This window comes from Sphingomonas sp. SP4, from assembly GCF_058313375.1.
Map to the genome: position 1 here is coordinate 1575233 of NZ_JBZFLE010000001.1, position 16926 is coordinate 1592158.

15 protein-coding genes are annotated in these 16926 nt (G+C 62.1%); 8 read left to right on the top strand and 7 right to left on the bottom strand.

Annotated elements, in window-relative coordinates:
- Positions 1 to 83 precede the first annotated feature (83 nt).
- Complete coding sequence (locus AC4GYV_RS08065; protein WP_491100133.1) at positions 84 to 356, top strand: hypothetical protein; 273 nt, start codon at positions 84 to 86, stop codon at positions 354 to 356.
- A gap of 36 nt (positions 357 to 392) precedes the next feature.
- Here AC4GYV_RS08065 and glyS read toward each other — a convergent pair whose 3' ends face one another.
- Entirely contained in the window at positions 393 to 2537 is a 2145-nt protein-coding gene (gene glyS / locus AC4GYV_RS08070; RefSeq protein WP_491100134.1) for a glycine--tRNA ligase subunit beta, read from the bottom strand.
- Positions 2537 to 3397, bottom strand: a complete 861-nt coding sequence (locus tag AC4GYV_RS08075) for a glycine--tRNA ligase subunit alpha (RefSeq protein WP_491100135.1) — start codon at positions 3395 to 3397, stop codon at positions 2537 to 2539. Before AC4GYV_RS08075 ends, glyS begins: the two co-directional genes overlap by 1 nt.
- 135 nt (positions 3398 to 3532) lie before the next feature.
- Here AC4GYV_RS08075 and AC4GYV_RS08080 point away from each other — a divergent pair, with 135 nt between their 5' ends.
- The 4 genes from AC4GYV_RS08080 (at position 3533) to pth (ending at position 6912) form a co-directional block, all read left to right on the top strand.
- Positions 3533 to 4432 (top strand): TraB/GumN family protein, encoded by a 900-nt coding sequence (locus AC4GYV_RS08080; protein WP_491100136.1) that lies wholly within the window; start codon positions 3533 to 3535, stop codon positions 4430 to 4432.
- Between the two features lie 245 nt (positions 4433 to 4677).
- Positions 4678 to 5466, top strand: a complete 789-nt coding sequence (locus tag AC4GYV_RS08085; protein WP_491100137.1) for a TraB/GumN family protein — start codon at positions 4678 to 4680, stop codon at positions 5464 to 5466.
- Positions 5467 to 5573: 107 nt separating this feature from the next.
- Complete coding sequence (locus AC4GYV_RS08090) at positions 5574 to 6245, top strand: 50S ribosomal protein L25/general stress protein Ctc (RefSeq protein WP_491100138.1); 672 nt, start codon at positions 5574 to 5576, stop codon at positions 6243 to 6245.
- 85 nt (positions 6246 to 6330) lie between these two features.
- Complete coding sequence (gene pth / locus AC4GYV_RS08095) at positions 6331 to 6912, top strand: aminoacyl-tRNA hydrolase (protein WP_491100139.1); 582 nt, start codon at positions 6331 to 6333, stop codon at positions 6910 to 6912.
- On the opposite strand, the gene AC4GYV_RS08100 is transcribed toward pth, so the two are convergent.
- Positions 6909 to 8843 carry a TonB-dependent siderophore receptor gene (locus AC4GYV_RS08100; protein ID WP_491100140.1) on the bottom strand — a complete coding sequence of 645 codons (1935 nt, stop codon included), beginning with the start codon at positions 8841 to 8843 and terminating at the stop codon, positions 6909 to 6911. The two genes, pth and AC4GYV_RS08100, sit on opposite strands and share 4 nt — an antisense overlap.
- Positions 8844 to 9005: 162 nt before the next feature.
- Between AC4GYV_RS08100 and AC4GYV_RS08105 the strand changes: the two genes are divergently transcribed.
- Together AC4GYV_RS08105 and ychF are read left to right on the top strand one after the other, a co-directional pair.
- Positions 9006 to 9602: a TIGR02466 family protein gene (locus tag AC4GYV_RS08105; protein ID WP_491100141.1), complete on the top strand. Its 597-nt coding sequence runs from the start codon at positions 9006 to 9008 to the stop codon at positions 9600 to 9602.
- 67 nt (positions 9603 to 9669) lie between these two features.
- Positions 9670 to 10770, top strand: a complete 1101-nt coding sequence (ychF, locus tag AC4GYV_RS08110) for a redox-regulated ATPase YchF (protein ID WP_491100142.1) — start codon at positions 9670 to 9672, stop codon at positions 10768 to 10770.
- Here the strand turns inward: ychF and AC4GYV_RS08115 are convergent.
- From AC4GYV_RS08115 to AC4GYV_RS08125, 3 genes are all read right to left on the bottom strand, one after another.
- Entirely contained in the window at positions 10767 to 11399 is a 633-nt protein-coding gene (locus tag AC4GYV_RS08115; protein WP_491100143.1) for a phosphatase PAP2 family protein, read from the bottom strand. The genes ychF and AC4GYV_RS08115 overlap by 4 nt on opposite strands.
- 49 nt (positions 11400 to 11448) lie before the next feature.
- Entirely contained in the window at positions 11449 to 14142 is a 2694-nt protein-coding gene (locus AC4GYV_RS08120) for a TonB-dependent receptor (protein ID WP_491100144.1), read from the bottom strand.
- Between the two features lie 100 nt (positions 14143 to 14242).
- Positions 14243 to 15775 (bottom strand): tetratricopeptide repeat-containing sulfotransferase family protein, encoded by a 1533-nt coding sequence (locus AC4GYV_RS08125; RefSeq protein ID WP_491100409.1) that lies wholly within the window; start codon positions 15773 to 15775, stop codon positions 14243 to 14245.
- A 118-nt stretch (positions 15776 to 15893) separates the two neighbouring features.
- Between AC4GYV_RS08125 and AC4GYV_RS08130 the strand changes: the two genes are divergently transcribed.
- Positions 15894 to 16346 carry a MaoC family dehydratase gene (locus tag AC4GYV_RS08130; protein ID WP_491100145.1) on the top strand — a complete coding sequence of 151 codons (453 nt, stop codon included), beginning with the start codon at positions 15894 to 15896 and terminating at the stop codon, positions 16344 to 16346.
- Between the two features lies 1 nt (position 16347).
- Here the strand turns inward: AC4GYV_RS08130 and AC4GYV_RS08135 are convergent, their stop codons facing one another.
- Complete coding sequence (locus AC4GYV_RS08135; RefSeq protein WP_491100146.1) at positions 16348 to 16776, bottom strand: hypothetical protein; 429 nt, start codon at positions 16774 to 16776, stop codon at positions 16348 to 16350.
- Positions 16777 to 16926 lie beyond the last annotated feature (150 nt).

Genomic DNA, 16926 nt, shown 5'->3' on the forward strand with positions numbered 1-16926 from the left:
CGCCTGCCCCGCACACGAACAGTTGGAACGCCGCCCGCGCTTCAAGCGTAGAGGCGGCGTTATCCATTGCTGACGGGGCCGAAATGAACGTCTCCACCGATCCGAATGTCTGGGTGATCTACGGACTTGTCTTCCTGCTCGGCTTGTTAGTCGGCGTGTTCCTGACGTCAGGCGGGCGGCGCAAGTGGAAGACGCGGTACGACACTGAGGTCGAACGGCGCCGCGAGGTTGAAAAGGCGCAAGCCGATCGCGAGAAGCACTGGGCCGAGCAGGAAAAGGAATGGCGCGAGCGTGACAGTCTGCGCAGCGCAGCCATCAGAAGCGGTCGCGATCCCGCGGACGACCGGCCGCTATGACGAGCGCAGCCTAGTCCGAGGGACTGGGCGAGTACGTCATCCTTCGATCTTCGAGAAATCCGCTACCTGGTTCACCGCGTCGCGGAAGCGCATCAGCAGGTTGAGCCTGCGTTCGCGCTTGGCCGGATCGGGATCGTTCACCGTCACATGATCGAAGAAGTCATCGATTGGCTTCCGAAGCGTAGCGAGCGCGGCCATCGCGCCGGTGAAATCTTCCGCTTCGACCGCGGCCGCTGCCCTCGGCTCCGCTTCATCGAGAGCCGCAATCAGCGCTCGCTCTTCGGGCAAGTCGGCACCGGCCTGACCTGACGCCATCTCGGCGACGGCTTCTTTCAAGCCAGGTTCTTCGACGAGCACCAGCGGGTCTTCTTCGCCAGTCTGGGGAATCCCCTGCTCTTCCGGGGAGCTCATCACTTGGGGACCCGTCCAGTTCTCCTTCTTCAGGATGTTGGCCGCGCGCTTGTAGGCTGTGAGCAGGTCCGCCCCGTCCTTGGTCTCAACGAATTCCTGCAGTGCGTTCACGCGCGCCAACAGCCTCACCAGATCGTCCTCGCCACCAAGCGAGAACACCGCATCGATCAAATCGTGCCGAACGCCGGCGTCCCGCTGCTGAACCTTCAGGCGGTCGGCGAAGAAGTCGAGGATCTCCGGCGCCGTGCGATCCAGCCGGTGCGCGGCATCGCTCTCACGAACCTGTCCGGCGCGGTTGGCCAAAGCGCCGCGCACCGCCTCCGTCAGCGGAAGGCGCAAGCCATTACGAACGATGATCTCGATGGAGGAGATCGCCGCTCGCCGCAACGCGAACGGGTCTTTCGACCCAGTCGGCTTCTGATCGATCGCGAAGAAGGCTGAGATCGTGTCGAGCTTGTCCGCCAGCGCGACCGCGATGGAAGTCGGTTGCGATGGGCTTCCGTAATGATCGCGAATTGCATCCGCGACGGCATTCGGTTCGCCTTGTGCTCTCGCGAGGTGGCCGCCGATGACGCCTTGAACCTCAGGGAACTCGCCAACCATCCCCGAGACAAGATCGGCCTTTGCCAGGCGAGCAGCGCGCTCCGCCTGATCCGGATCGGCTTTGACGACACCACTCTCGACCAGCCAGCGCGCCAGTTTGGCAATGCGCTCAACACGCTCCGCAACGGTTCCGAGCTTCTCGTGGAACACGATCCCGTCGAGCTTCTTGGCCTGCTCTTCGAGCGGAATCTTGAGGTCCTGCTCCCAGAAGAATCGCGCATCGGACAAGCGCGCGGCCAGTACCCGGCGATTACCCTCGACGATCGCCTCGCCCCCATCCTTCGCATCGACGTTCGCGACGCAGACGAATGCCGGCGCCAGGTTTGCCTCGGCATCGACGCAGGCGAAATACTTCTGGTTCGTGCGCATCGTGAGCACGATCACTTCGCGCGGCACGTCTAGGAAGTCCGGGTCGAAGCGGCCGAGCAATGGCTGCGGCCACTCAGTCAGGCCGGCGTTCTCGACCACCAGGCCCTCGTCGTCGAGAAGGGTCAGGCGCGCTTCCGAAGCCGCGGCCTGTGCACCCTCGCGGATCAGGCGCTCGCGCTCGTCCTGGTCGACGATGACGTGGCATGCACGAAGCTTCTCCATGTAATCGTGCGCACCGCCGATCGTGATCGGCCCGGGATGGTGGAAACGATGGCCCACCGTGCAAGCGCCCGACTGGATGCCGTCGACTTCTACGGGAACGATCTCTTCCCCCAGGATCGCCACAATGCCGTGTAGCGGGCGTACCCAGCGCATCGACCCCGCGCCCCAGCGCATCGACTTCGGCCACGGAAAATCCGCAATGATCCGCTTCACGGTTTCAGCGATCACATCCGCAGCGGATCGTCCTTCGCGCTCTACAACCGCGAAGAGGACGCCTTCTCGCTCCTCAAGCTGCTCGCGCGTTAATCCAGTCTTGCGGAGGAAGCCCTCGAGCGCCTGCGGCGGCGCCGATGAGCGCGGACCCTTGATTTCCTCTCGAGACGCCTCAGTTGCTTCAGCAACATCGCGCGCAATCAGCACCAGCCGGCGCGGCGTCGAATGCGTATCGATCGCTCGGGTCTTCAGGCCCGCAGCCTGCACGCCCTCTGCGAATAGCGTGGCTAGGTCATTGCGCGCCTTGGCCTGCATGCGCGCCGGGATTTCTTCCGAGAGAAGTTCGAGCAGGAAGTCGGCCATCAGGCGGCATACCCCCTGACGTCGATCCACTCCGCACAAGCCGCCTTCGCCAGATCGCGTACCCGGCCGATATAGGCCTGACGCTCGGCCACGCTGATCACACCCCTTGCCTGCAACGTGTTGAACACGTGGCTCGCTTTGATCGCCTGCTCGTATGCGGGGATCGGCAGCTTCGCCGACAGGCAACGTTCGCATTCGGCAGCGGCCTTGCGGAACAGGTCGAACAGGGCGTCCGTATCCGCGACCTCGAAATTATAGGTCGACATCTCGACCTCATTCTCGAGGAACACGTCGCCGTACGTCACGCCCTCATTGTTGAACCTGAGGTCGAAGACGTTGTCGACGCCCTGGATGTACATGGCCAGCCGCTCGAGCCCGTAGGTCAGCTCGCCCGTCACCGGCCGGCATTCGAAGCCACCGACCTGCTGGAAGTAAGTGAACTGCGTGACTTCCATCCCGTCGCACCAGACTTCCCAGCCAAGGCCCCATGCGCCGAGCGTCGGGCTCTCCCAATCGTCCTCGACGAAACGGATGTCGTGCTTCAACGGATCGATACCGATCTCGATCAGGCTTCCGAGATAGAGCTCCTGAAGGTTCTCGGGGCTCGGCTTCAGAACGACTTGATATTGGTAATAATGTCCGAGGCGGTTCGGGTTCTCGCCATAGCGCCCGTCAGTCGGACGCCGGCATGGCTGGACATACGCCGCCTTCCACGCATCCGGTCCGAGCGCGCGCAGCACTGTCGCCGGGTGAAAGGTCCCCGCCCCCATCTCCATGTCGTAAGGTTGAAGGATGACGCAGCCCTTCTCGCCCCAATAGCGGTGGAGCGTAAGGATCAGGTCCTGGAAACTCAGGCTCAAAGGATAAGGCCCCGTCACAAGCGAAGTGGTTTCACCGGGCTTTGGCGAATGGACTCTGGATCGGCAAGTCATCCGCGTCTTCAGCAATCGGCAAGCTTGCAGCCGTAAATCCTGAGCACCACTTCGGAGCTCATGATGACAAATCTGTTGCACCGCCTCGTTGCGTCCTTCGCCGCTTTCCTCGCGCTACTCTCCGGCGCCACTGCGGCAGAGGCGGAAACCCACGTCGCCCGGCCCGCGCTTTGGTCCGTCTCCGATGCCGATACGACCATTTATCTGTTCGGGACGATCCACCTGCTTCCCGAGAATTATCAATGGCGTACGCCAAAGCTCGATCAGGCGATGGGTGGCTCTCAGCAGTTGGTCGTCGAGACCATCGTGGACGAAAAGAACCCGCTGAAACTCTTCCAAGCGATGTCCAGCCTCGCCTTCTCGCCAGGGCTCCCGCCACTCTCCGCTCGCGTTCCTGCCGAAAAGCGCGCGGCCCTCGCGGCGGCGGTCAAGAAGAGCGGCTTCCCGCCGCAGGCCCTGGACCGGATGGAGACGTGGGCAGCGGCCTTCATCCTGCTCGGCAACCAGTTCAAGGACATGGGGCTCAAAAGCGGCGAAGGCGTGGAGTCCAATCTCCGCACCACCTTCACCGGCCAGGGCAAGCCGATCGGCGAGCTTGAAAGCAACCTTGAGCAGCTAACCTTCTTCGATCGTCTTCCCGAGAGCGCCCAGCGCGAGCTGCTCGAAGGCTCAATCGATGATTCCAGCAAGGTGAACACCGAATTCCAGGACATGCTTTCGGCCTGGGTCCGCGGCGACGTGAAGGCGATTGCCCGCTCCTTCAACCGCGATCTCGGCAAATCGCCGGAGCTCGAGCAGGCGCTGATCAAGCGTCGCAATGCCAATTGGAGCAAGTGGATCGAGCAGCGCCTCTCACAACCGGGAGCAGTGATGGTCGCCGTCGGAGCCGGCCATCTGGCCGGCAAGGACTCCGTCATCGACCTGCTGAAGCGCGACGGCTACCAGGTTCGCCGCCTTCAGTAGCTCGGCTCGCCGCAACCCTGTGGATAACATCTCCGATGTCACGGAAAGCGCTAGACTTTTCTTAACGACTCGGTGAGCATGATTGCCTGGTATCGGGCTGGGGGGTTTCGATACGCGTAGGGAGTAAAAGCGAGGGTTTCCTCGCTGTTGGACAGGTCGTGGAATCACGCGCTTGTCCAGTGAATTGCTGACTCCCTTCGCCGACCGCCTTCCATAAGCTCCGACGCCGTACGGAAGGGTGGGCCATGGTCGGAATCCTCGTCGCAGCAGCGCTTGCCGCAGCAACGCCTTCGATCGCGCCTGCCCCGGATGCTCCAGACGTGGCCGCCCCAGCGATCTTCGTCGTCCGCGATGCCGATACGACCGTGTATCTCTTCGGCACCTTCCACGCGCTCGACGGCAAGACCCACTGGTTCAACGACAACGTTCGAAATGCGTTCGAGCAGTCGAGCGAGCTGGTCCTGGAAACACTCGTCCCGGAGCAGCCGGCAGTCGGCGCACCCGTCGTGCAAGCGCTTCCGCGCCTGGTCACGCCCTCGGCGTCGTTCCTCGCCACCACTCGCATGGCGATCAATGCCGGTCGTTCGCAGGGAATGCAGGTGGGCAATGGCGCCGACATGGTCCTCCGCCGGGCTGCGGAAGCGGAAGGCAAGCAGGTCGAAGGCCTCGAGACGCTGGAATCCCAACTGAACATGTTCGTCAAAATGCCGCCCGCGCCTGCGGCCGCGCCCAGGACAGAAGGCACCCAGGCGATGAACAGCCTCTCGCGGTCGATGGCGGAGATGCAGGACTCCTGGAAGCGCGGCGACCAACGTGTGTTCGTCCGTATGCTCAGCCAGCTGGAGCAAAGTTCGCCGGACACATATCGCGTGATGTTCACGGAGCGGAATGCTCGCTGGGCCGACTGGATTCGTGCGCGCCTGCAGACCCCTGGGACGGTCTTCGTCGCCGTCGGCGCGGGCCACTTGGCCGGCAAGGACAGCGTCCTGGTCCAGCTCGCCGAGCGGGGGATCTACTCGAGCCGAGTCAACTAGCCGTGCACTAACTTGCGTTTCGGGTGCGTCTGCACTAGTGCGCGCCCTCCCCTGTCATGGTCATCCCTGGAGGCGTGGCGGGGCTTTTTGCAACTGGAGAATAGCAAATGAGCGATCAGCTGACGCTGCCCGCCGAAGCGCGCGATGGGATTGGCAAGGGAGCCTCCCGTGCACTGCGCCGCGATGGACGGGTGCCCGCCGTGGTTTACGGCGAAAAGAAAGAGCCTCTTTCGATTCACGTCGAAGAGAAGCTCCTGACCAAGATGCTTCACACCGGCCACTTCATGAACTCAGTCGTCATGATCGACCTGGCCGGCAAAGCTCATCGCACGCTGCCGAAGGCCGTGGACTTCCATCCGGTGTCGAGCCGGCCGATCCACGTCGACTTCCTGCGCATCGGTGAGCACACCAAGGTGAACGTCGCCGTTCCGATGCGGTTCGACAACGAAGAGGCTTCGCCGGGCCTGAAGCGCGGCGGTGTTCTCAACGTGGTCGTCCACGAGCTCGAAATCGTCTGCGACGCGGCGCACATCCCGGCCGAGATCCACATCCCGCTCGACGGGCTGGAAATCGGTGATTCCATCCACATCAGCAGCGTGAAGCTTCCGAATGGCGTTTCGCCGGCCAACACGGAAGACGACTTCACCGTCGCCACCATTGTCGCTCCGTCGGCGATGAAGGCGGAAGAGGAAGAGACTGCTCCGGCCGATGCGGTTCCGACCGTTGAGGGCGAAGAGGCGGAAGGCGAAGCCGAAGCCGAGGGCGGCGAAGAAGCCTGAGCTTCACTCTGTTCGAATAAGGAAGCCGCTCATCCGAAAGGATGGGCGGTTTCTTTTTGCGCAAAGCTCCTGCTAGCGATCAGCCATGCAACTCTGGGTCGGCCTCGGAAATCCTGGTGCGAAATACTCGCTGCACCGGCACAATGTCGGCTTCATGGCGGCCGACATCATCGCGGAGGTTCACGGCTTCGGTCCGTGGCAGAAGAAATTCCGTAGCTTGATCTCGGAAGGCAGGATCGGCCGCAACCGTGTCCTGTTGCTCAAGCCGCAGACCTTCATGAACGACAGCGGCGACGCGGTTCAGCAGGCGCTGAACTTCTACAAGCTCGACGAGGAAGCGTTGACCGTTTTTCATGACGAGCTGGACCTAGCGCCCTTCAAGGTGAAGGTTCGCGTCGGCGGCGGCCTGGCCGGTCACAACGGCCTGAGGTCGATCAATGCCGCACTCGGACCCGACTTCCGGCGCGTGCGGATCGGCATCGGCCATCCCGGCCCCGGCCGAAAGGACCTCGTCACGCCTCACGTGCTCGGCAACTACGCGAAGGCAGAGATGGAGCCTCTATCAGACATGCTCGCCGCGATTGCCGCCGAGGCCGAGTGGCTCGCGGACGGCGACGATCCCCGCTTCATGAGTGAGGTGGCGCTAAGGATGCAGGATAGCGACTAGAGATCGACCGTAAGATAGCCCTGCACATATCGGCCCGGATTCGACGTGTAGATGCCCGAGCCCGCGAGCCCGTATCCAGGATTGTCGAATACGTTGACCAGCTGCACCCGGAACGTCGCGTTGCGCTTAGCAAGCTTGAAGCGGTAGTGGCTGCCAAGATCCAGCCGGGCCCGTGGCGGAATGAACACCGCGTTGTCGGTCGTGGCCGGTATCTCACCTCGATGAGAAATGGCCACGTCCAACTCCAGGCCCTTTGCAATGGGCGTGACCCAATTGGCGTTCGCGATCAGAAGGTGCGTCGGAAGTCCGACGGGCTTGGACCCGATATTACCATCCGCCGTGTCGCTGGCCGTGACGCGCGGTCTCAAGAAGACGCCTCCCGCGACGACGTCGAGCTTGGGAGTCACGGCGCCTGAGACGGAGAATTCCGCGCCGCGGCTCTCGACGGTACCGACCTGCTTGAAGACGTTGTGGGAATCGAAGCCGAAATAGGGTCGAGTAAGGTCGAACACGCCGGCGACCGCCGTGACCTTCTTCGTCACCGCAAAGCGAACGCCTGCGTCTTTCTGCTGGGTCAGGATCGCCGGCAGCGGTTCGTTGCGATTGGCGGCGTTGGGCGGCGCCGTGCCACTTTCCTCGAGCCCGCGCGAATAGCCCGCGTAGACAGTGATCGAAGAGGTCACGTTGGCCGCGGCCGTTCCATTGTAGAGCAAAGGTTTCGACTTGGTGATTGCTACCGGGACGTCAGGGATCACCGTCCGCTTGTTGAAGTTCGCCTGTGAGATGCCGAAGCTGATTTCGCCGACATTCTTCCAGCGGCCGTCATAGGCGACGCCAACCGTCGTCTGCTTCAGCCGATCGTAGCTGATTGGGCCGAAGTTGAACTCGTCCGGCTCCGGCGCATGAACCTGCTCCCCGATCTTGCCTGGACCGAAGTCGATGAAGTCGGAGCCGCCGAATTCGCGACGCGCATCGCGCCTGCGCACGCTCACGTGGATGACGTGCAGCCGCGGTCCATCCGGAATGCTGTGCGTCAGCCGGATCTCGCCGCTCGTGGAAGCTGACTCGCTCGGCGGATCGGCGAACAATATTCGCTCGCCACTGCCGTCGGGCTGCTCGTCCACGAGCAGGTTTGAGAAGCTATGCTTCTGATCGTTGATCGAGCGAAACGCGCCGACACGGATAACCCAGTTCTCGGCGAGCCGGGCCGACCCAAGCAGACCGTAATTGGTGCCCGTGTAGCGATAGTCCGCCCACGCAGCGCCCTCGTTATGACGCTGCTTCGGAAGCTTGGGCAGAAACGGACCGATGGGCACGTAGAAGGTGCCGGCCTCGTCATGATAGTCGTTGTTCGCCGACCAGAAGGGCATGATCTGAATGCTCGAAGTCGGCTGCCACCGGAGGCTCAAGCTCTCCGTATGATTGAAATTGTCGGTGCCGTCGGCGAACTCGACGTGCGTGGCGTTGAGTCCGTAGCCTAGAGTGAGCTTCTTCGAGAGCGGCTGCGACCCGCTCACCTCGACGCCCAGCGTTCCGAAGCTGTCGAAATTCGTGACGATCGAGGCTCCCGCTTCATATTCCGGCTCGCGCAAGGAATAGTCTACGATCCCGCTTGGCGCCGCGAACGGGTAGCCCTGGGCGGTCAGCCCGACCTTGATGCTCGAAGAGTCAACGAGCGTACCGGGCAAGTTGAACATCTGGTCGAAGTAGAGGCCGTCGATCCTGAGATTGCCGGCGGCAGTCGGCGAGAATCCGCGCGTGTTGTTTGCATTGTAGATGCCGAGCGCCTCACGTCCGATCACGAAACCGAACGCATCCTCGGCCTGGGTGACGGCATTCTCCTGCGATCGATCCTGGGCGACAGCCGCGGTCGCTCCGCACATCAGCCCCGCGGCCAGGACGCCGTAGGAAATACTCGCCCTTAAACTCACTTGGTTCCCCTTCCCACTCGCCCGCCATTGCAGGCACTCGGGCCATGGGCTCGTTGCGCGGCGGACCAACCCCGCTTTCGGCAAGGTGCCTTCGCCCTTCGATGGATCGTCAGACGACCGGCAGCGCTTCCGCCTCATGCGTCAGCGCACTAGGGGTGCGACATGCTGCGCACTCTTTTCGCCACACGGCTGTACGAAGCTGTCATCGAGCAACCGCGATTGCTCGAGGAGCTGGCCCGTTCAATCCGCCACCTCGCGGACGAGGACACCGCCGGCCGCAACTGGTCGAAGCAGCACCGTTATTCGGGTTATACCAGCTACGCGTCGCTAAACGACTTGCCGCGACGTGACCCGGCTTTCGCCGATCTCGCCAAGCTGCTCACGCGGCACGCGGCTGCATTTGCAGAGGAGTGCGCATTCGACATTGCGCGCAAGCCGAAGCTCGACAGTCTATGGGTGAATCTGCTGCGCGGTTCAGGCCATCACAGCGCACACATCCACCCGCACAGCATCATCTCCGGTACGCTCTATGTCGAAGTGCCGGACGGCTCAGGATCCATCCGCTTCGAGGACCCTCGCCTGCCCTCGATGATGGCAGCACCGCTCCGTCGGAAAGACGCGCCGGAAGAGCTTCAACCCTTTGTGACCATCGATCCTAAGGCCGGATTGCTGCTGTTGTGGGAAAGCTGGCTCAGACACGAAGTCCTGCCGGGAACTGGGCGGGGTGAGCGCTTGTCGATCAGCTTCAACTTTGCGTGAGCGGAGTTGAGCTTCAGGCTCTAGTTCGCCTAAAGGGCCGCAACTTCCCTTACCAATCAGGAAAACCATGGGCTTCCGCTGCGGCATCGTCGGCCTGCCGAACGTTGGCAAATCGACGCTTTTCAATGCCTTGACCGAGACCGCTGCCGCGCAGGCAGCGAACTATCCCTTCTGCACGATCGAGCCGAACGTCGGTCGCGTCGCCGTCCCCGACCCACGTCTGGACAAGATCCGCGAGATTGCTTCCTCCGCGCAAGAAATCGAAACTCAGATCGAGTTTGTCGACATCGCCGGCCTAGTCCGCGGCGCAAGCAAGGGCGAAGGCCTGGGCAACCAGTTCCTCGCGAACATCCGGGAGGTGGACGCCATCGTGCACGTCCTGCGCTGCTTCGAAGGCGGTGACGTGACCCACGTTGAGGGCCGTGTCGACCCGATTGCTGACGCGGACACGGTCGAGACTGAGTTGATGCTAGCGGACCTGGACAGCCTCGAGCGTCGCGTCCCCAACCTCGTCAAGAAAGCGCAGCAGGGTGACAAGGAGGCCAAGATCGAAGCGGCGGTGCTCAGCCAAGCTCTCGATCTGCTACGCGAATCCAAGCCGGCGCGTTTGGTGCAGCCTAAAGATGCGGAAGAGGAAAAGGCATTCCAGCGCGCACAACTGCTCACTGCCAAGCCCGTCCTCTACGTCTGCAATGTCGACGAAGGTGAAGCTGCAACCGGCAATGCGCTGTCGCAGCGCGTGTTCGACAAAGCGGCCTCAGAAAACGCGAAGGCGGTCGTTATCTCCGCCGCCATCGAAGCCGAAATCGCAACGCTTCCGCCGGAAGAGCGCGACGCCTTTCTGTCCGACCTCGGCCTCCACGAGACCGGTCTCAATCGCATGATCCAAGCCGGTTACGAGCTGCTTGGCCTCATCACCTTCTTCACTGCTGGGCCGAAGGAAGCGCGCGCCTGGACCGTCCACCGCGGCGCCAAGGCACCGGAGGCGGCAGGCGAAATCCACACCGACTTCGAGCGCGGCTTCATCCGGGCGGAGACCATCGCCTACGACGATTACGTCAAGTTCGGCGGTGAGGCCGGCGCGCGGGACGCGGGCAAGCTGCGGTCGGAAGGCAAGGAATACGTCGTCCAGGACGGGGACGTGATGCTGTTCCGCTTCAACGTCTAGGCTGGCCGGTTTTCATCGCGAACGAACCTTCCGGCGATCCTGAGGGTCAGCAAGACCCATAGCATCCCGAAGGCCCAACCGCCGATGACGTCGCTCGGCCAGTGCACGCCGAGCATGACGCGGCTCAGGCCGATCAGGAAAGCCAGCAAGATCGCGCCCGCCACGGCAATCCGGTGCCAGCGCGTTCCCGCGGTCAGCGTCAGGGCGATTACCAAGTAGAATATCATCGAGCTCGTCGCATGGCCGCTCGGGAAGGACGACGTCTTCACCACTACCAGATGCTCGCCTAGGTCGGGGCGTGCGCGAGCAATCCAATATTTCTGAAGCTCACTAAGGCCTCGGCCAAGCATCGTAATCGCGATCAAAACCCATGGCAGGTGGCGATGCCCAGCGTACCAGAGCCACAGAGCGCATGCGACGCCGGCACTGATTAGGACTGTTGGCTCCCCGAGCGCGGTGAACGCGCGTGCAATGGCAATCAGCGTCGGATTCTTGCCCGCATACAAGGCCAGGTAGACTGACCGGTCCAGCGGACCGCCGCCCCACAGCAACATCGCAAGCCATATCGCCGCGAGCACGACAATGGCTGCGATCAATCGCCATTGGTTGTGAGACTTCGAAACCGTCATAGCGGCTTCAAACCCCCATTGAGGCGGCGCGTTTCACGCCGCCTGCAATCTACCGGAACTTGTACCCCGCGCGGATACCGATCGTGCGTGGACGGCCCGCGACGACCAGCGCCCGCGTGCAGCTGCCGCAAGCCGTCGTGCGGCTGATATCGACGTTCTTGTCGAGCAGGTTTTCCACGAACGCTTCGACGTTCCAAGTCGGCCAGTCGAGACCAGCGAACAGATCGACCAAGGTTGCTGAGTTAAGCTTTCCCTGGAAAACATTCGGGTTCGCATGACCGCCGTCAGGACCAACCAACAGGATGTCCGTGCGCAGCGACGATGGGGCAGATCCGCGATAAGTCACTGCAGATTGGACGTGCGCCTTGGTCTCCCCCCAGACCGGCCACGTGTAGCGCGCGGTTCCGGTCGCCTTCAGCTTCGGCGTGAGCGGCAGCCGTGTGCCGCTCGGCGCTGCGATGAAGTCGCCGTCCTCCGAACAGTCCGGCGTCGTATCGGACGCGAAGGTGCAGATGTTACCCTTCGTCTTGGAGTGGGTGTAGGCCAACGCCCCGTTCAGGGTCAGCCCGCCATGGACATAGCTCACATCGGTCTCGAGACCGTTGATGAGCGCATCCTTGGCGTTGTGGATCTCCGTGAAGCTGTTGGCACCGAGGAACGCGAACTGGAACTTCCTCCAGATCTCGTGAAAAATTGCACCGTTCCAGCGCACGGGGCCGAGCTGCGTCTTCCAGCCAAGTTCGTAGTTGGTCAGATAGTCCGCATCATATGGAGGCACATCGGCACGGCGATTGATGCCGCCCGGCCGGAAGCCGCGCGACCAGGTCGCGTAGAACATGAGTCCGGTGCGCGGCTTCCACTCCACGTTGAGGCGGTGCGTGAAGCCCGTGTCTTTGACCCGAACCGGCACCACCTTCCCATTCTGGTAGACGCCGAGATTGGTGCACGGACTGCCCGGTACGACCGGCGCCAGCAACACGCGCGAGTCGGCGTAAGTGTCGGTATCGCGGTCGTAGAGCCGCTGTCCGCTCTCCGTGAAGCACTGCGCGACGCCAGTACGGTTACTTCCGGCTGCGTTTGGCGGCGTCGCCGAGAACGGCCCACCTTCCTCCGGGTCCACTCCTGGATTTCGGCCGAAACCGAAGAAGCCGATCAAGCTGTTGTCATATTTGAACAAGCGCCCGCCCGCGGTGAGCGTGATTTGCGATGTGATGTCGTAGCTCGCTTCGCCGAAAATCGCGTAATCCTTGTCGACGCGCTTCTGCTGCGTGAGCCACAAGGTGCCGGGGAAGCCATTGACCGATACGTCGGGACCGAGGTCATCGACCTTGTAATCCTGGTGGATGAAGTTCGACTGGCGCTGGAAGAACAGGCCGCCGATCACCCGGAAGCGACTATCGGCCGGAGAGGCGAACCGCAGCTCCTGGCTCAATTTGCGGAAGTGGTTCGTATAGCTGATGAACTGCTGCGGATTGCTGACGAAATTGCCGGCGGCATCCGTGATGTAGAAGTAGTTCGCGAGGCCGCCGTACGATTGATAAAGCTGGTCGTAGGCGTCCGTGTAGTCAGCATAGTCGTTCACCCCGGAATTCGGGCGATCCATGTACGCACCCGCATAGGTGACGTCGAAGTTCGCGATCTTGCCCTGGACCGTCAGCGCCGCCTGCCAGAAGCGATCCTTGCTCGGCTCCTTGCGGAAACGGTCGATCTTCAGGTCACCGAGTTTCGGATCATAGAAGAAGACGCCGTTCGCCGTGGTCTTCTGGTACATGAACGTCGGCAGAGCGGTCCAATTGTCGTCGAGATCGATCTTCAGCGCGGCGCGACCGCCATAGACATCGACGTGGTTGAAGTCCTTTTCCTCCAGCCCGGCGTTGGTCACCGTTGGGCCGTTCTTCACGCATCCGACCGTGATGAACTCTCCGGGATGGTCGGGATCGGGGATCTTGATCGGATCTCCGCAATAGGTACGCGATCCGAAAATGTTGTCGATAAAGCCCGCGTCGCGCTCGTAGAATCCGACGCCGCGGAACGCGACGTGGGATGCGATCGGCACGTTGATCATGCCTTCCAGCTTGCCGCCCATATCGCCGTGGGCGATGCTGTTCAGCTCACCGTCAACGCGCCCGTAGGTTTTCCCAAGCTCGGGCTTGTTGGTGATGATGCGGATCGTGCCTGCTTCGCTCGATGCGCCGTAAAGCGTGCCCTGTGGCCCCGAGAGGCTCTCGATGCGCGCGATGTCGTAGATGTGGACGTCGAGCGTTCCGCCGATCGTCGTAATCGGCTGCTCGTCGAGATAGGTACCGACCTGAGGAAGCGGTCCGGAGTGATTGCCTTCCGCGTTCGTGCCGCCGGCCGCGGACACGCCGCGCATGTACACCGTGGTCTGGCCAGGTTGCGTCGTCAGATAGCTGACCGACGGCAACTGGCGCGTGTAATCCTCAAAGTTCGAGATATTCAGCTGATCCAGTCGCCGAGTGCCGATCGCGATGACGTTGATCGGAACGTTCTGGACGTTCTCCTCACGCTTGGTGGCGGTAATGATGATCTCAGAACGGTCGGGCGTATTGCCGTCCTGCGCTCGCTGCGCCGCCGGCGGAGGAGCCGTCACGTCGGTCGCATTCGTGCCAGGAGCAGGCGATTGCCCGGTAGTTTGGGGCTGCGTGTCTTGCGCCCATGCAGGTTCAGCTAAAACCGTTGACGCGAGAAGCCCAAGCGTCAGCGCACGATACCCGCGATTCATAGAGACCCCCCTCCGAATATGACAGCATTGCGGCAGAGGATTCGGGGGTTGTCAACGCCGCTTTGTCGGCATTCCGACGATTGTTGTGGAACCGTTGCGTTCAGGCCGCTGGAGCGAGCGGACAGGAGTCCAGAACGGGGCCCAATGCGTCCTTCAGTGGACCCAAATGCGCTTCGTATGCGCGCCACTCATCGGTCGCATCGCGATAGATGGGCTGCCGTACCTGTTCCGAACTTGCAGTGCGAACCGCGCGGTCCGTCTTGTAGAACTCGAGACACGCCGGTTCGAACTCGAGTCCGCAATAGTCGAGTAGCGACCTGACCTCGGCCTCAGTGTCATCGACCATGCGCTCATAGATCACGCGATGAACACTGCCAGGGAGCACGGCATCGACGTGCGCCATCAGACGCACATAGTCGGCATAGTAACGACCCACGTCCTCGAGATCGTAGGTGAAGGCCTGACCTCGCGCGAAGTGCTGGCGGAAGTTGGAGAAGCAGCAGCCTAAGGGATGCCGCCGCGCGTCGATGATCTTCGCGTTGGGCAGGATCAGCCGGATGAAGGGCACGTACAGCCAGTTGTTCGGCAGCTTGTCGATGAAGAACGGTTTCGCGGTCCGGCGCTGCACCCCTGCCCGCTTCAGATATTTCTCGCCGAGTTCCCGCCGGTCTCCCTCACTGAGCTTGAGCGCGCCTTCCGGATACCCGCCGGCCTTGCGCGCAAGCAGCGGAATGTCGGGAAGCTCCGAGGTACCTTCGACCAGGCTGTGCGACGACAGGATCTGCTCGACGAGCGTGGAACCCGCGCGCGGCATTCCGACGATGAAGATCGGGTCGGGCGCTTCGCAGCCACCCGTCCGCTCGTCGAAGGCTTTCGCCGTGAACGCGGCGATGCAGCGGTCCACCGCCTTCTTGATATCGCCGGCATTATACGGCTGCGACTTCAGCCGAAGGGCGTTCGCTTGTGAATAATGAGCGAAAGCATCGTCCGGACGTCCGGCATCGTGCATCGCCTTGCCAAGAGCGAAGTCGAGGTGGAAGCGGTCGTCGTCGGTGAGGTTTGAACCCTGAAGCGCCGCCTTCATCGCCTCGATGTCGCTTTCGCCGAACTTTACGGTCTTCAGGTTCGCAAGGCTCCACCAGGCCTCGCCGAATTCGGGCTTGATCGCGATCGCCTTGCGGTAAGCGTCAATCCCGTCCGCCTGTCGACCGACGGTCTTCAACATGTGGCCGTAGCTCAGCCAGACGCGGGGCTGATCCGGCGCACGCTGCAGGACGCCTTCATACATCTGAATCGCTTCGTCGAAGTCGCCGAGGCGCCCGAGCGTCGCAGCCTTGAGGTTCCAGTGCCCGAGTTCTTCCGGCTCCGCGGCGAAGATATCGTCGAGTAGCGCCAGCGCCTCAGCGGGTCGCCCCATGCGGCCGAGCACAAGCGCTAGATTGGCCTTCGCGGGCACCCAGGCCGGCGCCAGCTCGACTGCCCGCCGGAGCAGATTCTCCGCGTCGCGCCAGCGGCCGATCCGTGCCGCCAGCTCCGCCAGCATGCGGATCGCAGCAGCATCGAATGGATCTTCCTTCAGGTGCGGCTTCAGCAGGCGTTCGGCGACGTCCAAGCGGTTCTCGTTCAGCGCCATGGCCGCCTCGATGAGGCGCGGGTTCCAGTGCGATCCTGCTGGTGAATGAGTGGCCACGTAGGCAGCCTAAGGGCGGACTCTACTTACGCCAAGCGGAAGCCGTCGCTATGCGGCCTCGATGATCTATTTCGAAGACCTGGTGGTCGGTGCCGAAACTGAATTCGGCTCCTACGAAGTAACCCGCGAAGAAGTGCTGGAGTTCGCGCATAAGTACGACCCCCAACCCTTCCACATTTCGGACGAGGCCGCGGCGAAGACTCACTTCGGCCGCATCGCGGCGAGCGGCTGGCACACGGCAGCGATGGTCATGGCGGTGATCGCTCGCCATGTCGTCGATCATGAGCAGGCGGGCCTTGGATCACCCGGCATAGACGAGCTTCGTTGGAAGAAGCCGGTCTACCCGGGGGATACGTTGCACGTTCGCGGGCAAGTTCTCGAAAAGACCCCCTCCCGGAGCAAGCCCGAGATAGGGTCCTTCCGCACGCAGACGACCGTCACCAATCAGAACGGCGAGATTGTGATGACCTTCATCTCGATCGTCCTGATCCGCAGGCGGTCGTCAGCCCACTGAGTTAGTGCGATCGGCGACGCTGCCGCTGCGTCGTTGTCGTCGTGTTCGTCGTATTCGCCGAAGAGACGTTTGCGTCCGAAATGCGGCCCGCCGTCCTGGCGAAGCGGCTCCAGTTCTGCGCCTGAGTCGTGTTCGACCGACGGTTCTGCATCCAATAGTTTCGTTGCCTGTCGCTCCACTGATGAGGGCGGCGATACTGGTCGTACACGTAGTAACCGGTGCCCGGATAATAGTAGTTGTCGTACCAGCCGTAGCCCAGACTCGCCCCGTAATAGGGACTGTAGCCATAGCCGCCGTCGTAATAGGGGCTGTATCCATAACCATAAGGACTGCCGTAACCGGCGCCCACGCCGTAGCCGAAATCGCCGTAGGCACATCCGCCGAGCGCGAGTGAGCCCGCAACGGCCATGCTGATGAACGGAATACGCATTTTACACCTGCCAAATCCAATAGGGGTTTGAAGTGCAAAACGAATTCCGTGTGAGGGCGTTCCTATAGCTCCCAAAACTGGCGTCAAAAGCAAAGGCCGCCGGCGAACCTGAGCCCGCCGACGGCCTGCGTTTAACTGAGCCGTGAATGC

Bases quoted from the DNA above. Each gene is read 5' to 3' on its own strand.
- AC4GYV_RS08065 (WP_491100133.1), top strand. From the start codon at position 84: ATGAACGTCTCCACCGATCCGAATGTCTGGGTGATCTACGGACTTGTC.
- glyS (WP_491100134.1), bottom strand. From the start codon at position 2,537: ATGGCCGACTTCCTGCTCGAACTTCTCTCGGAAGAAATCCCGGCGCGC.
- AC4GYV_RS08080 (WP_491100136.1), top strand. From the start codon at position 3,533: ATGACAAATCTGTTGCACCGCCTCGTTGCGTCCTTCGCCGCTTTCCTC.
- AC4GYV_RS08085 (WP_491100137.1), top strand. From the start codon at position 4,678: ATGGTCGGAATCCTCGTCGCAGCAGCGCTTGCCGCAGCAACGCCTTCG.
- AC4GYV_RS08090 (WP_491100138.1), top strand. From the start codon at position 5,574: ATGAGCGATCAGCTGACGCTGCCCGCCGAAGCGCGCGATGGGATTGGC.
- pth (WP_491100139.1), top strand. From the start codon at position 6,331: ATGCAACTCTGGGTCGGCCTCGGAAATCCTGGTGCGAAATACTCGCTG.
- AC4GYV_RS08105 (WP_491100141.1), top strand. From the start codon at position 9,006: ATGCTGCGCACTCTTTTCGCCACACGGCTGTACGAAGCTGTCATCGAG.
- ychF (WP_491100142.1), top strand. From the start codon at position 9,670: ATGGGCTTCCGCTGCGGCATCGTCGGCCTGCCGAACGTTGGCAAATCG.
- AC4GYV_RS08115 (WP_491100143.1), bottom strand. From the start codon at position 11,399: ATGACGGTTTCGAAGTCTCACAACCAATGGCGATTGATCGCAGCCATT.
- AC4GYV_RS08120 (WP_491100144.1), bottom strand. From the start codon at position 14,142: ATGAATCGCGGGTATCGTGCGCTGACGCTTGGGCTTCTCGCGTCAACG.
- AC4GYV_RS08125 (WP_491100409.1), bottom strand. From the start codon at position 15,775: ATGGCGCTGAACGAGAACCGCTTGGACGTCGCCGAACGCCTGCTGAAG.
- AC4GYV_RS08130 (WP_491100145.1), top strand. From the start codon at position 15,894: ATGATCTATTTCGAAGACCTGGTGGTCGGTGCCGAAACTGAATTCGGC.
- AC4GYV_RS08135 (WP_491100146.1), bottom strand. From the start codon at position 16,776: ATGCGTATTCCGTTCATCAGCATGGCCGTTGCGGGCTCACTCGCGCTC.